The following is a 16,297-nucleotide window of genomic DNA, read 5'->3' as shown; positions in this document are numbered from 1 at the left end:
GGTTTTTATGACAATTCGTAAGCAACGGATTCGGTTTTCGTATGTTCGCTCTCCCTTCGATAGTGTTCCCAGGTTTCATTTAAAGCCGCCTGAAGTTTGGAGCCTAAATCAAACACTTTGTCTGGATAAAACATATTGCTATGCGTTTCCTCAATCGGGACAATTTTAAGATTTTTTCCAAATATCGGGCCCCAACCATTGGTGTTGTAATGAGGATAATACCTGAACGCTTCAACAAAAGGGCTTTTAAACAAATATGCATCCAAGTCATAGGGGGCCAATTTGTACCTTCTTACCGCGTGTTTGTGGAGTAGTTGCAGTTTGGTAAGCTTGTTTCTTGAAGGGTTCATCACCCTGTACAGTCTATAGCTGATCCGCGATAGGTAAACGGTCGCTACCATCTCCATTATCGCTGCAAAAGTCAGTTTGATTCTATTTTTAAATTTCACACCCTTTAAAAAATGACTTGACAAGTGCCGGTCATGGCGAAGCCACTCCCGCAGACCTGAAAACTGCGCGTGATTGACATAAGAGTCTAATAAACCGAAAAAACTCACCTGGATGCCGCGTGCCCTTAGCTGCTTGGCAATTTCGAATGCAATTATTCCGCCCGAAGAATATCCGGCTATAGCAAGAGGGCCGTCAGGTGTGTACTTAAGGATCTCCTTTACATAATACCCAGCGATTTTTTCTACGGTTCGGTGCGGTTTACTTTTGCCGCTTAACCCCATTCCCTGGATACCGTACAGCGGTTGGTCAGGATCCAGGTGACGCAGCAGGTTCCCTACATAAAGTACGTCCAACAGGGCGCCGTGGATGATGTATAACGGTGGTTTCCGACCTTCTTTCCGGAGTGGGATTACGCAATCCCATTTCATTGGGTCTTGTTTTTCGTCGATAAGCTTCGCTTGCTGTTCGATGGTTGAGTTTTCGAAAAGGCTGCCCAGGGGCAGTTTAATTCCAAAATTCTGATGAATCTGAGACATCAGCTTCACGGCGATGAGCGAATGGCCACCCAGTTCGAAGAAATCGTCCCTGATACCAATATTCTCTACTCCTAAGCAGTTAGACCAGAGCGTAACCAATTTTTTTTGCGTTTCGCTATGTACCACGGCATTGTCGTCAGCACTCGGTGTTTCCACGGGCTGTACAGATGCCTCCAGTGCTTTCCGGTCAACTTTTCCGCTCTTGGTAAGCGGAACGGCCGGTACTATTGCCCAAGCAGTTGGTACCATATAATCTGGCAGTTCCGCCTTCAGCTGCGCGATAGTTTGCTGCCGTTCAAACACACTTCCCGGTTGCAGTACCAAGTAGGCAGTGAGTTGCTTATTGTCTGTGTTTTCTCGCAGCATGACTACCGCTTCCCGTATCTCCGGTTGTTTGATTAACGCGTGTTCTATTTCACCTAACTCAATTCGGAAGCCACGAAACTTAACCTGAGAATCCTTTCGGCCGATGAACTCGATTTTACCATCCGGCATTCGACGCGCTAAATCTCCGGTTTTATAAATGCGAACACCCGGATCGGATGCAGATGGACGAAATAATTTAAATCGTGCTGCTGTTTCCGACGGGGCGTTAAGATATCCATCTGCGAGAGCCGCTCCAGCAACGCAAAGCTCCCCAACAACTCCCACCGGCTCTTCGACAAGCTGTTCATTTAATATGAAGATGCGCGTGTTGGAAATAGACTCCCCGATGGGAGGTAATGCTGGCCAATTGTCCGGGGCGTCGGGCAAACGAAACTGGGTGACCACATGTGTCTCCGTTGGCCCATATTGATTAAATAACGTTGCCCCTGTACTTTTGAAGAACGAAGCGATTTTAGGTGTAATTATGAGCTGTTCGCCAGCGGTTATCACCTCCTTTAACTGCGATGGGATCTCGTTGAACGTCATCGCGTAGTCAGCCAGTGACTGCAATGCTACAAACGGCAAAAACAGTCGATTAACACGGTTTTTCTGAATGTGTTGTAGCAACTGGCTGGGATCCACTCGCGCCTCGTCGGAAATGAGCGATAATGTTCCTCCTGTGACGAGCGTCGAAAAAATTTCCTGGAATGAGACATCGAACGATAAGGGCGAAAATTGCAATGTGTTAAAGTCGGCATTGGCCGCCGATGCTTCCATTTGCCATTTTAATAGATTCACAAGCGCGCGGTGACCCATGCAGACGCCTTTAGGCACTCCTGTCGAACCGGACGTATACAGGATGTAGATGATTCGATCCGTCTTTAAAGGAATATCCGGGGGGCTTGTATCTATTGCGTACGTTTGGTTTAACAATGATCCGACGGTCAACCTTGTGTTTACCGTGGGAAATGCAAATGGACTGTGTTCTTCAGTAATGACGAATTTCAAGGATGCTCCGCTCACGATCTGGTCTATTCGCTCCTGTGGATGGCGAAGATCAAGGGGTAAATAAGCTGCGCCGGTTTTGATGACACCCATCACAGCAGTAATTGTATCGATAGATCGATTCATCGCAATACCCACGGTGTCGCCGGACCCAACTCCGTTTTTTGCCAGCGCGTTGGCAAATCGATTGCTTCGCAAGTCCAGTTCCTTGTAGGTAACCTTCTCGTTTGCCGATAATATCGCAGGCTTGTTGGCATGACGGTCCACTGCGTCCTTCAAAAGTTTTGCTAAGCAATCATCGTTAACGTCTCTAGGGAACGCGGTATTGCTGTCTCGTTCGCTTGGCAGCAACAACGAGATGCGGTCGATTTTGGTGTCCTCGTTTGCCGATAGTTGGGTGATAATATACTCGAATCGTTCGTGAAAGGCTTCGATAGTTTCTGCGTTGAAAAGTGTACTATTATAGTCCCACCTCACACGCATACTGTCGGCATATTCGATGATATCGAGTACGAGTTCGAAATTTTCAAAGAATTTCGGGGAATCTTTCAGCTCATTCCTCAGGCCGTGAAACAACGTTGTGCCGTTATCCAGCCAATGACCTGTGTTCATGACAACTGATATCAAGGCAGGGCGAGACTTATCCCGGGGGATATTCAGCGACTGCAACAAGGTGCCGAATGTAACCCTTTGGTTGCTGAAATCATCCAACAATTGCGTTTTCCGTAACCTTAAGTAGTTCGAAAATGGTGTATTCCCATCAATGTGGCTGCGTACAGGCAGCATATTGACACAGTGTCCAATTAAATTGTCTTGGTTTGTGGCAAGTTGTCCAGCGACCGGCATGCCGGTAATAATGTCCGCTTGCCCCGTCATTCGGTATAAGAAAACGTCCAATATGGATCTAAGCACCATAGATACGCTGCAATTTTCCTTAATGCTGATTTGCTTCAGTACCTGCAATGCCTTTGCTGGTAAAGGAAATGATGCGCGTTTACTGCCGTACGTTCGTTTTTGGGGACGCAAATTGTCTGTTGGCAATTGGAGAGGTACTAGTTCTCCTTGAAGCCTTGACAGCCAATATTTCACGGCCGCTTCATGCGCGCTGCTCTGATAGTATTCATGTTCTTTTACTGCATAAGTGCTGAATTCCGGTGCTGGAGGCACTTCCGGTGTTGTGTTGGTAACGAAAGCCGAATAAAGCGCACCCAGCTCAGTCATTGCCGCATTATAGGACCAGCCATCGAAGATAATATGATGGGTCGTGAGGAACAGGTAATGCCGTTCATCTTCTAACCGGTACAGGGAAACAGAGAAAAGTGCATCATTTCTAAGGTCGAAGATTCGGCTGGCTTCTTTTTCTGCTTGTTTTTCGATGAAGGTGGACTTTTCATTCCCTGACATTCCTGATATATCTTGAAGCGTCCAATCCACATCTGCATAACTCTTTATTATCAGTTCATTACCATCGTCGCTGAAATTGGCCCGAAGCGCTTCATGTCGATTTACCAGTTGCTGGGCAGCTTTGTGAAGCGCATCCGGCTGTAACGGTCCGGACAACTCCTGCGTAAATGTGATTGTATACCCATTGTTGGCTTCATCGCCCCCCATTTCACACGCCAGCCAGATTTCCCGTTGCGGTTCGATCGTCGGTATGACATAAACGACCGGATGCGCACAGGTGGCTGAGGCATCAACAGGTTGCTGGCCAATTCCCTGGTCGTGCCCTTCCTTTTCAGCATCGATCAGGTGAGCAAGTTTTTCTATTGTGGAATGTTCAAATAGCGAGGTGATGGGTAGCCGTTTTGCTAGTTCGCGCTCTATCATCAACATAACCTTTACGGCGATCAATGAGTGCCCCCCCAGTTCGAAAAAGTTGCTATTCACGCTGATGTTGTCGACCGCCAGGAACTCAGTCCAAATCTTGTGAAGCAACCGTTCGGTTTCTGTTGACGGTGCTCGGTAGTCTTCGGCGGCAGTGTCTCTGCTAAATAATGTTGGTTGCGGCAATAGGGCTCTGTCTATTTTGCCGTTCGTAGAAAGGGGAAACCTGCTCAGTGCGATGTAAAACATCGGAACCATATAGTCGGGTAGGGAGCTCCGCAGCGCGTCTTTCCATCTTTTAATTTGATGCTCCGGCAAACTAAGTATCTGCACTTCCTCTTTGACTTCCCTGGTCGGTATCATGACAGACTTAGTCTCTGATACTTCGGGTTTTCCAGGCAAAACGCCAAGTCCCTCGGGTATAAAAACTGCCTCAACGCACCCGTCGGAGCCGTCAGAAGACCAGCGAACATGCGTGGCATATCCCATCTGTTCACCGATATTCCACAAGTCTGACGGATTGAAGCCAGATGATGGTATTGCTAGCATCCGCTCTTTCAACGTCCTGATCTGCGTATGGTTTTCCGATAGGTTGATCAACTGCAGGAGCGCAAAATCCCGGCTTAACCGGCTATTTGGAATCTGGGAAATTCGGACTATCCGTCCGGGATGTCCATTCAGCTGCTGGCGCAGCCAAGCCGAATCCGACGATGTGCCCCACTCGAGGTCAATGTCCGGTGTGGCGGCTTTCGGCGCAGTGTCCCCGACGTACAGCCAGATATCATAGTGGCATTTTGTCCCCTCATTTAGGTAATTGCCTCCACGTATTTGGACGTCTACGCTGGTTATCTCCGGTATGATTGCCGGCAGGTTGTAAAAGAATTCTGGGTCTACACTCAGTTCTTCTTCTTTCTGTATCCGAAGCTTCGTGATTTCCTTAAATTCAGCAAGCGTGGTTTGATCGTTTGTTATGCCAAGTTGATCGAGGTAAAAGTGCATGGAAATCGCACCAAGGGTTTGCATGTCGCCGATATAGAGGCAACCACCGTCTTTCAATGCAGAAGTGGCATTCTTGATTACCTTTTGCAAATATTGTAGACTGGGGAAATACTGGGCGACACCGTGCATGAAGACTAAATCGTAAGCCTCGGACTTAATGCCCGTGAAGTCGTCTGCCATGGCAGTGTATGCGTGGACATGCTGCCATTTTTCGGGGTGTAAAGCTAACTTTTCCTTCAGCTTGGTTATGGCAACCTCTGAATAATCAGTCGCGATATATTCGGCAACATCAGAACCTAACGCAAATAGCAGGTGTCCGCCACCTGTTCCCAGTTCAACGATTTTTTTCGGATTGAGCGCCCTGATTCGTTTGAGGCCTTCGTTCGTCCACTCAGCACCTTGCTCTTCGATTTCCCCACTGGTATAGTACTGCGAGATGATGGCCATATCCAGGTTTTGCTGTTCCAACGGGACATCTTCTTCGCTTTTTATTCCAAGTTCATACAAGTCTTCCCAGCGGTCTTTCCAGCCGGTCGCGTCTTCCGCATCTTGCACAACATAAGCTACCAGTGTTTTATCGCCTTTATGATCGTCCACAGCGAGCACTACCGCGTCTTTGATACCATGCTGTGCGGCGAGGGTGTACTCAATTTCGCCGAGTTCAATACGGTGCCCCCTTATTTTTACCTGATTATCTATTCTTCCCAAGTACTCAATATCTCCATTTTCGGTAAACCGGCCCAAATCCCCCGAGCGGTACATTCTTTTACCTTCCTCGGCCGAGAATGGATTAGCGATAAAGGCACTGTGCGTAAGGTCAGCACGGTCGTAGTACCCCATTCCTACGTTTGCACCAGCAATGTGGATTTCCCCATGATGCCCGATGGGCACCCGGTTGCCATATCGGTCCAAAATATAGATTTCCGTGTTAGCGAGCGGCTTTCCAAGGGTAATCGGCTGATGGTGCGATTCAATTTGTTTCATCAGGATCATGACCGTCGTTTCCGTTGGCCCATAACCGTTCCACAGCGAAGTGCAGCGTTCCAATAATAGCTTGGCAAGCCTCGGAGTCAGCGCCTCGCCTGCACTGATCGCCAACAGATCCAATGGTGTATTCCATCCAGCGGAAATGATCATTTCCCAGGTAGATGGTGTCGCGATCATCCAACTGATCTGCTCCTTTATCAGTAGTTCGTGAAGCAAGCGGCCGTCCTTCGAGGTGTCCATATCGGCAAGCACGAGTTCGCCCCCGCTGACCAGCGGAAGATAAAGCAAGACTGCCATATCAAACGAAACCGGCGTAATGGCGAGTACCCTATCCTTATCACTTATTCCAGGGCATAGTTCCATGCTTTTTAGGAAGTTCGCGACATTTTTATGGCTGATCTGAACACCTTTTGGCGTCCCGGTAGAGCCTGAAGTGTGGAGAATATAGATCAAGTCGTCCCCATTTACCTCCAAAGCCGGCTTGTTAGCGCTCAAATGAGCTGAGCGATTTAATAGTTGCTCGATATAGATGGTCTGACCATTATGTTGATATCGCCCGTGATAGTTGGTAGCGGTAAGCAAAAAGTCAGCGTTGACCTCCTCAAGTATACCGGACACGCGAGCTGGAGGGTGATTGACTTCGAATGGAAGGTACGTAGCGCCTGTTTTCATTATACCAATCAATGCGATGATTAGATGCTCAGAGCGGTCCAATGCCACACCAATCTTGTCGCCCTCTTTTAAGCCGGCTTCTATCAGCGCATGTGCGAACTGGTTGGACTGTTTTTCGGTTTCACCAAACGTTAAATATCGATCGTTGAACTTTACGGCGATGTTTTCTGAATACTTTTTAACCGCCCGGCTAAACAATTCAAGGAAAGTTGTTCCGTTCCCAAAGTCGTGGGTGGTTTCATTCCAGGTATTCAATTGGTCTAACTGCGCTTTCGGCAGGATGTTAAGCTCGGCGATACGTTGTTCGGGGTGTTCGGCTATGCTTTGTAGAAGGCATTCAAACTCGGTCATCATGCGCTTGATTGTGGCCGCGGTAAACAATTGCCTGTTGTAAGACCATTCGAGAATGAGCGAACTGTGTGAACGGGATATATTCAGGAAAATCTCGAAGTTTTCATAACGCCTCGGATTGAATAATAGCTCATGTTGCAAGCCATAAAACGACAGGTGTTCGCCCATGTTGATATCGACGTTGAAAACGATGGGTGTCAAGGCAACCCGCGAAGCGTCTCGGGCAATCTTCATCGATTTCAATAGCTTACCTAAGGTGAGCTGCTGATGATCGAAGGCATCCATGATTTCTCCTTTTCTCATCCGGAGATAGTCTTCATACCGCTGTTCGCCGCTTGGCCTGCTCCGTATCGGGAGTAAATTAACGCAGTGCCCCACCAGGTTGGTGTATCCCGAAGCCGATTGACCAGCGGTGGCTAACCCGAGCACGAGGTCTTCCTGCGACGTTAAGCGGTGCATATATGTCTCGAACGCCGTCAGCAGGACGGTCACCAGGCTACATCCATACTTTTTTCCGGTCAACTGGAGATCCTCAACAAATTTAGCATCTAAGGTAAGATCAGCGTGATCGCTTTTGTAGGTACGAACAGATGGTCGGGGGAAATCTACCGGTATTTCCAGCTGTGGGGGAGGCTGTTCGAATTGCTTAGCCCAATACGCCTCAGTTTGTCGGCACGCGTCGCTGGCAGAAAATTCTGTCAGGTATCGAACATATTCGCCAAAGCCGACAGGCCTTTCGATCTGCGGAACGCTATCTTGGACGTATGCCGAATATAAAGCGGCTAGATCCTCAAGAATGATCCCGAACGACCAGCCGTCGCACACAAGGTGATGCGCGGTCATGCGGACAAGGCATTTTTCGTCAGTGAGCCTGAAGACAGCCGCTCTGAAAAGCGGGCCGTTTTGCAGGTCGAAAGGGGTTTCCGCATCCTTGACGCCATAGTCCGCCAGAGCCTTATCCTGCGCTTCCCGGTCCAAGGCAGACAGGTCGTCATGGCGGATAGAGACGCGGCTTGCTGTGTGAATACACAACGACTTGCCGTTGGCACTGAACGTCGACCGCAACGATTCATGTCCGGTTACCACGTCCTGTAGAGCACGTGATAATGCTTCCATGCGTATACTTCCTCGCAGAACCAAGGATATCGATTCATTATAGGCGCAACTGGCTTCGGCGCCGCCAATCACGCAAGCCATCCAGATCTCTTCTTGAGATTCCGTCAAACGAACGGTTTTTTCAATCTCGCCTTGAGCGAACGGATCGAAATCAACAGCGATGGTGGTATATTTTTTTTGCTCCATAACAGCCTAGTTTAGTTAAGCACGACTTGCAGGTACTTGCCAGGGTTCTGTGTATCCTCCACAAACCATGCGGGATTACCGTCCCGGTCTTTGCCCAGTCTGGCATTCGGGACAGGAGGGGCGGCGGCAAAGCCTGTCGCCCTGGGTGATGATGTTGGAATAAAGCCCGCGTCCACCAGTTCACGGACGCTGGATTCAAATGCCTGCACCACGGCCTCGGCGTCGTGCTCGGTATGCGCGGCTGTCATAAAGCACGGAAAACCATCCAAGATATGGATACCACGCATCCGCATTGCTACGAATATCAACTCACTGTACGCGTAATCTTGATTGCACTTTACTTTCCACAACGACCCGAAATGCACGATGTGGATTGGGGTCTCGTAGCGTACACATATTTCATTGAGTTTGTCTACCAACGTTCTTGTCAAACGGTTTACGCGTTCCTGAAGCTGAGGCCCCTGCGCTTTTAAATACTCCAGCGAGGCTTTTGTGGTCGCTAGCGCCAATGGATGCCGTACGAAGGTGCCTGCGAAATACGTCACACCAGCTTCCGGCACAGAGTCGTCGCCAAAAGACCAGGAACCACCATCCAATGCGTCCATAAAGCGCTTTTTACCGGCGATGATTCCGATGGAAAGCCCTGCTCCGGCCACTTTTCCATATGTGGCAATGTCCGCTTCGATGCCAAAAAGTCCCTGTGCTCCCCGAGGGTGGAACCGGAACCCTGAAATAACTTCATCAAAAATCAATGGCGTGCCCGCTTCAGCCGTGATGGTCCGCAGCTTGCGCAAAAAGTCTATTGGCACAAATTCCGGCCTCCGGCTCTGGATGGGCTCCACAAGCACAGCAGCCAGTTCGTGCGCGCGGTCCCTGATAATCTGCAACGATTCTTCCGTCCCGTAATCCAAAATCAGCATGTTCTTTACCGCATCTTCCATAATGCCCGGAGCAGCAGGAAACGGCTTCAATTTCTTCGTGCCACGGACGATGACTTCATCCATGATACCGTGGTAGGAATTTGTAAACGCAACAATCGTAGAACGCCCGGTGACTGTCCTCGCAATGCGCATGGTTCCTAATACCGCCTCCGAGCCCGTATTGCAGAGTGCTGCGCGGTCAAATCCGGTAAAGTCGCATATCAACTGGCAGACCTCGCCTGACTTCTCGTGCTGCGGACCGATTTCATACCCTTCGTCAATTTGCTGGATAAGGGCCTCTTTAATGAGCTCGGGTTGGTAGCCGAGAAAGTTCGAGCCGAATCCATTCAGTACGTCGATGTATTCGTTGCCGTCAATATCCCATATTCGGCATCCCTTCGACCGGTTGGCTACAATCGAATAAGTGATTTCCTTGGTTTCGGGTTTGAAACCTGATACCACACGCGGGTCGGCCATATGATCCCGATGTCGTTGGGTATACGCTTTGCTCTTTGCAGTTTTACGATTGTATTGCCCGACTAAGTTATCAAGGTAAGCAGCCTGCTTGGCATCCAGATTCGAACGTTTTTGTTCAATACGTGCAGCCGCGCCGAAAGGTTTCTTCAGCTCCACGGATTCCTCGGACGTGATTTCGAGCGAAGTATTTTGCGGTGGCGCCACTGCGTTCAACGAGAGCGGGCTGTGCTGAACGCCGTTTCTTTGCAACAAGGCGACTTGCTGAGCCAGTGAGGCGATCTGCTTTGACAAAACCTCGATTGCGTCCGGCGCCGCCGAAGTTGAATCGGGACCCATCGCTGCGGCTTCAAACGGCGTGCCGTTGCGTGCCGGTTGGAATACATTCGGCTCCAGGTGCTCGTCCAGGTAAGTGCCGAGCGTGTCAAGGCTGTAATAGCTTTCATTCAAACCCCTAAACGTAATGGGTAAGGAAAACGTTTTTTTCAATGCCAACGCAACCTGCGTCAGTAGGAGCGAGTCAAATCCCAGCTCGATAAAGTTGCTATGGTGTTCGTTGACGTTGATTGCTATGCCGGAAGCATTTTCCAGAATGGCCCTGACCTGTTCGATGAGGAATTCTTTTCTTGTCATACCTTGTTTTTCATCCGTACGTTGGGTGTGGTTGGCAATAGGTAGGCTGTTATTTGCCGGTGTATGGGCAACTTGGCCGTTGGGACTGACCCAAAACGGTTTCCGGTCAAATGCGTATGTGGGAATGGCAATGCGTCTCGCCCTGCGGTTTTGCAGGGTTTTCCAATCCGGCTCAAAGCCGTATGACCAGAGCCTCCCCAGCGCCCGGTAAATAGCGCAATGTTCATCCGCTGCCCGGTTGCTGGATCCGCTGACTACCCGTTGGGCAATTTCTTTTCCATGCTGTCTGGCCAATGTGGCAGTCACGTTTCCGGGGCCGATTTCGAGGAATATCGGATTGATTTCCTTGTCCAGGAAAGTCAACGCACCGGAGAAGTTCACGGTAGCCTTAGCGTGCTGTACCCAATATGCCGGATCCGTAGCCTCATCATCGGTCAGCCAATTGCCGGTCACTGTTGAAGCAATGGGCTGGCGAGGGGTACGCAACGTAATGGATCGGAATGCGTTTTCAAATGCCGGTAACATCGGATCCATCATGCAGGAGTGAAAGGCGTGGCTGGTGTGGAGTGGCTTGTTGGCAATACCGCTGGCGCCGAGTGCTTTCGAGAAAGCATAAACAGATTCGGCTGCTCCGGAGACGACGCATAGCGAAGGCGCATTGATCGCGGCGATGGACAAGCCGGGCGGCATCAAACGCTGGATATCGCTTGCAGAAGCCCGTACCGAAAGCATTGATCCGGCGGGAAGCTCACTGATCAGCTTACCTCGGTAAGCCACCAGCCGCAGCGCGTCTTTGAGCGTGAAGACGCCAGCCAGGTGCGCAGCAACGAACTCGCCGATACTATGTCCGATATATGCGATTGGCCGAATGCCCCAGGACATCCATAGTTTAGCTAACGCATACTCCGTGATGAATAATGCCGGTTGGGTAAACTGTGTCTGTTTAAGGCGTTCGGCTGCGGCCTCCTCGGTATCGCCGCCCAAGGGAAAGATGATCCGACGGATGTCTTCACCGAGTTCGTGGTGCAAAATGGATGCACAGTCGTCAATGGCCTGCCGGTAAACCGGCTCCCGCTCATAGAGCTGCTTCCCCATGTCGACATACTGTGCGCCCTGGCCGGGGAATAGGAAAGTAACTCCGCTGGCATCTTGCTGAACGGTATTCTTAACCCACGCCCTTTCGTCCAATTGCTGACGTAGATCAGCGAGGTCCGCTGCGACGATGTAAGCACGGTGATCGAAATCCTGACGTGCGCGCTGCAGGGAATAAGCCAGGTCCTGGATCGACGTATCCGGGTTTTCAACAATAAACCGATGGAGCCGGTCGGCATACATGGTCAGGGACGCTTCGTTCTTTGCGGACCAGTTGATGATGCTTAAGGGCTTGGCCGCCGGCATATCTGCCTGTTCGGGTGCTGTCGCATGCTCGTAGCCTTCCAGAACCACGTGTACGTTCGTTCCGCCGACGCCGAATGAACTGACGCCGGCTCTTCGTTTGTCAGCAAGCGGAGCCCAGTCGGTGACCTGATGGTTGACAACAAACGGGCTGCTTGCAAAATCAATCGCTTTGTTTGCCGCGGAGTAGTTGATGGATGCCGGAATTTTTTTATGATGTAATGCCAGCACCGTCTTGATCAGACCAGCCACGCCGGCGGCGTGCGTAAGGTGGCCCATGTTGCTTTTAATGGAGCCAATGCGGCAATACTGCCGGCCGGCCTGCTCGCCAAATGCCAGCTTCAACCCTTCTATTTCTATTGGATCGCCGATCGGGGTGCCGGTACCGTGGGTTTCGACGTAAGAAATTGCCGAGGCTTCAACGCCAGCGTCTGCCAAAGCCATGCGGATGCACCTGGCCTGTCCCTCCGCGCTGGGCGCCGTGAAGCTGCCTTTGCCACCGCCGTCATTGCTGATGCCAACGCCTTTGATTACCGCATAAATTACATCACCATCCCGTTCGGCTTGCGCTTTATCCTTGAGCACCACCGCCGCTACGCCATCGCTGAAAAGCGTGCCACGTGCATCTTTATCAAAGGGTCGGCAATGGCCGTCTGCGCTGAGCATGGCCCCTTCCTCATAGAGGTGGCCGCTATGGATCGGAAAGGTGATGGCTGCCCCGCCTGCGATGGCCACGTCACACTGGCCTTTCCGGATCGCTTCAACCGCCTGCGCCACCGCCAGTAGCGATGTGGAACAGGCCGACTGGACGGTTACGGCTGGGCCTTTCAAATCCAGTGCATAGGCGACGCGGCTGGAGAGGTAATCTTTATCGTTTATGGTCAGCACGGACAGGTCGCCCGCGCTTTCGACCAGCTCCGGGTGCTTTAGCACGTTATTTACAAAATACGTATTGTTCGCCGATCCGGCGTACACGCCGATCGATCCGTCGAATTTCTGTGGTACGTGACCCGACCGTTCAAGTGCTTCCCAAGCGATTTCAAGGAAAAGCCGCTGCTGGGGGTCCATCAGCGCCGCATGCTTTGGATTTATCCCAAAGAATGCGGCGTCAAAGTCGATAGCCCCATCAACGATACCGCGGGCTTTGACGTAGTACGGCGATTGCCGCTGCGACGGTGGGATGGACGTATCCAGTTCGTCCTCATTAAACCACCGTATGGTTTCCCTGCCATTGACCAGGACTTCCCACAGCGCTTCAATCGTGGCTGCCCCCGGAAACCTGCCAGCCATCCCGATCACGGCTATGTCACTCCTGTCATGCCCGGTATCCGGGTGTTTTACCGCATCATTGAATCCGCGCGCGGGGCGGCGGCCATCGACATAGGCAGCAAGGTCTTTCACCACAGGGTATTGGTATAGCTTGATGACAGGTACTTCGATGCCCTGCTTCTTCAGAGAAAATACCGCTTTCTGAGCGAGAAGCGAATTGCCGCCCGATTCAAAGAAGTGGTCGTGCCTGCCAACGCGATCGATTTGGAGTGTCGTCTTCCACACATCAGCAATGGTCCTTTCCGTCTGATAGCGGGCGGCTGCGTAAGCATGGGCTTGCAATTTGGCGGCATCAGGGATAGGCAGTGCTTTTTTATCCACCTTTCCGTTGCTTGTCAACGGGATGGCATCGATCGGTATCAAAAACTGGGGTACCATATAATCCGGCAACGCCTGCTGAAGGTGCGCGCGGACAACTTTATTGTCGGCGAAACCTTCAGCCACATAGTACCCAACAAGCTGACAGTCGCCGTCTCCCTTTTGGTGCGTAGCTACGACGCCATGCAGAACCCCGGGCGCCGTTTGCAGCGCATGTTCGATCTCCCCCAGTTCGATTCTGAATCCACGTATCTTGATTTGGTTGTCGATCCGTCCATGGTATTCCAGCGTACCGTCTTCGGCCTGTTTCGCCAGGTCACCTGTCCGGTATAACCGTGCATCCCCATCGCTATCAAAGGGATCTGGAATAAAGCGGCTCGCCGTGAGTTCGGGTTGGTTTAGGTAGCCCTTTGCCAGCCCGGATCCACCAACGTACAATTCACCGATTGTGCCGGGCGGAACCCTATTCGTGTGTTCGTCAAGCACATAGGTATAAAGCGTTGGGATAGGTTTACCGATGATACTGGCGTTGCTGTCCGTGTGTTGACCGTTTATTTCCTGATAGGTTACGTGAACCGTCGTTTCGGTGATCCCGTACATGTTTATCATTCTGCATGCCGGATACAGCGTCATCCAGGGCGTCAGCTTCGCCGGATTCAGCGCTTCGCCACCAAAAATCACATACCGGACACGCAACGGCAATACCCGCTGCAACAACGATGCATGATCTTGGAGCATGTAAAAAGCCGACGGCGTCTGGTTTAGGATGGTTACTCCTGCATCCACCATCAGTTTGCTAAAGAGGCTCACGTCTTTGGCTACGGCTTTTGAGACGACAACCAGCTTGCCGCCGAATAGCAGTGCACCATACATCTCCCATACCGAAAAATCAAAACAAAACGAATGGAACATCGTCCACACGTCAGCTTCGCTGAAATCAAAAAGGGGAGCGTCGTTGAAGAATAGCCTTACCACATTCCAATGGGTAATCATGACGCCTTTCGGCCTTCCGGTAGATCCGGACGTGTAAATAATGTACGCAAGATCATCTCCAGTTACCGGCCAGTCGGGGCGCGAAGACGGATATGCTGCTAACATCGACGGTTCCGTCAAGCTAATTGCAATCGGCACAACAGCTCGTTCGCCAATAGCCACTGACAATGTCGGGATATGGCCGTCGCCGGTGACGACTATACTGGCATTGATATCATCCAACATGTAAGCGATGCGGTCTGTCGGATAGTCCGGGTCTATCGGAACGTAAGCACACCCGGCCTTGAGTACTGCCAGTAAGGCAACAATCATTTCCAGCGACTTATCCAGGCATACGGCCACAAGCGTTTGCGGCTGTACACCCTGAGCTAGTAATAAATGGGCGACTTGGCTGGACCTTTCGTCGAGTTCCTGATACGTCATGGACGAGCCCTCGAAAACGACTGCAGTAGCAGAAGGCGTTCTTTGCACCTGATCATAAAAAAGACTCAGAATGGTGTCGTTTTTATTGCTTTTCACTGTATAGATTTTATCGTGCCCGGATACACCAGCTGATTGTCCGCCAACGGGTCATCAATAGGTGTTTGGGGTCTGCAAAAATACGTTAGTCACAAATAAGGTAACTCCTTAGTTTCCAACTTTATTTTGTTTTGTAGAAATAAGTCTACAGATTATTCTCGGTATTTTTCGTTGTCGCTTATTTTGTAGGGGTAATGCTACAAGGGCAATATTTTGACATGGATCTGCATGGTCTGTATCTCGAAAAGTATAGTTTTGCACCGTCATGAAGCTCACCTCCATTATAACGGTCAATTACCGGCAGCCAGCGCTTACGGTTGACCTGCTTCATTCCATTGCAAGTCATGCAGACAGGCAAGCAGTGGAAGTCATTGTGGTCGACAATGGGAGCCCGCTCGACCAGCAAGCCGTGTTTGATGCCGCTTATCCGGGCGTGGTATACGTCCGATCGGAAAAAAACCTTGGCTTTGCCGGTGGAAATAATCTTGGTATTCAGCATGCCACGGGCGATTATTTGCTTTTCCTCAACAACGATACCGAGATTACCGCAAATTTCATAGCCACACTCCGGACCGAGCTTGATAGTCATCCGGACATTGGCCTCCTTTCGCCGCTTATCCTTTATTTCGAAGATAAGCGCAAGATTCAATATGCGGGGTATACGCCGATGAACTACTTCACAGGGCGCAACCGGGGCATAGCTATCATGGCCGACGACAACGGCCAGTATAACGAGATCACCACCCAAACAGGGTATTGTCACGGGGCTGCGATGGCATGCCGGCGAAGCGACCTGACCCGGGTAGGATTGATGGAAGAACATTTCTTTTTGTATTACGAGGAACTGGATTGGTGCGAAAAGTTCAGGCGGGCAGGATTAAAACTCGGTTTTACCGGTAAAGCGAGGATTTTCCACAAGGAGTCAATGAGTGTAGGTAAGGAAAGCCCGCTGAAAACTTATTTCATGAGTCGCAACCGTTGGTTGTTTATCAGAAGAAATGCGACACCGCTGCAGGCAGCTGTTTTCGCGTGTTATTACCTGCTCGTTGCTTCGCCGGTCTCGATCGGGAAGTGCCTGATTGCGGGAAAATCGGGGTTGGCCAAAGCAGCCTTACAGGCAATATGGTGGAATTTGACGCAGCCTAAAGATAGCCAGAAGCTGGGCATGCGGCTTCCTGAACATCGGTGACGATCGCTCACTAACCGGATCTGAAACTGATAAAC

Annotated in this window: 3 protein-coding genes; 1 reads left to right on the top strand and 2 read right to left on the bottom strand. The window is 50.7% G+C overall.

Translation table 11 applies throughout. From position 1 onward, the window contains the following. Positions 1 to 5: 5 nt before the first annotated feature. Both ACFOET_RS00900 and ACFOET_RS00895 read right to left on the bottom strand, forming a co-directional pair. Complete coding sequence (locus tag ACFOET_RS00900; protein ID WP_379018603.1) at positions 6 to 8,492, bottom strand: amino acid adenylation domain-containing protein; 8,487 nt, start codon at positions 8,490 to 8,492, stop codon at positions 6 to 8. Between the two features lie 11 nt (positions 8,493 to 8,503). After that, entirely contained in the window at positions 8,504 to 15,073 is a 6,570-nt protein-coding gene (locus tag ACFOET_RS00895) for an amino acid adenylation domain-containing protein (protein WP_379018601.1), read from the bottom strand. Positions 15,074 to 15,338: 265 nt separating this feature from the next. Between ACFOET_RS00895 and ACFOET_RS00890 the strand changes: the two genes are divergently transcribed. Further along, positions 15,339 to 16,262, top strand: coding sequence for a glycosyltransferase family 2 protein (locus ACFOET_RS00890; RefSeq protein WP_379018599.1), 924 nt, complete (start codon positions 15,339 to 15,341; stop codon positions 16,260 to 16,262). Positions 16,263 to 16,297: the final 35 nt, after the last annotated feature.

Origin of the sequence: Parapedobacter deserti (genome assembly GCF_042646065.1) — a bacterium.
GTDB lineage: Bacteria > Bacteroidota > Bacteroidia > Sphingobacteriales > Sphingobacteriaceae > Parapedobacter > Parapedobacter deserti.
This window is presented reverse-complemented; position numbering and strand designations above follow the sequence as displayed.

Excerpts from the sequence above, each read along its gene's own strand:
- ACFOET_RS00900 (WP_379018603.1), bottom strand. The coding sequence starts at position 8,492 with ATGGAGCAAAAAAAATATACCACCATCGCTGTTGATTTCGATCCGTTC.
- ACFOET_RS00890 (WP_379018599.1), top strand. The coding sequence starts at position 15,339 with ATGAAGCTCACCTCCATTATAACGGTCAATTACCGGCAGCCAGCGCTT.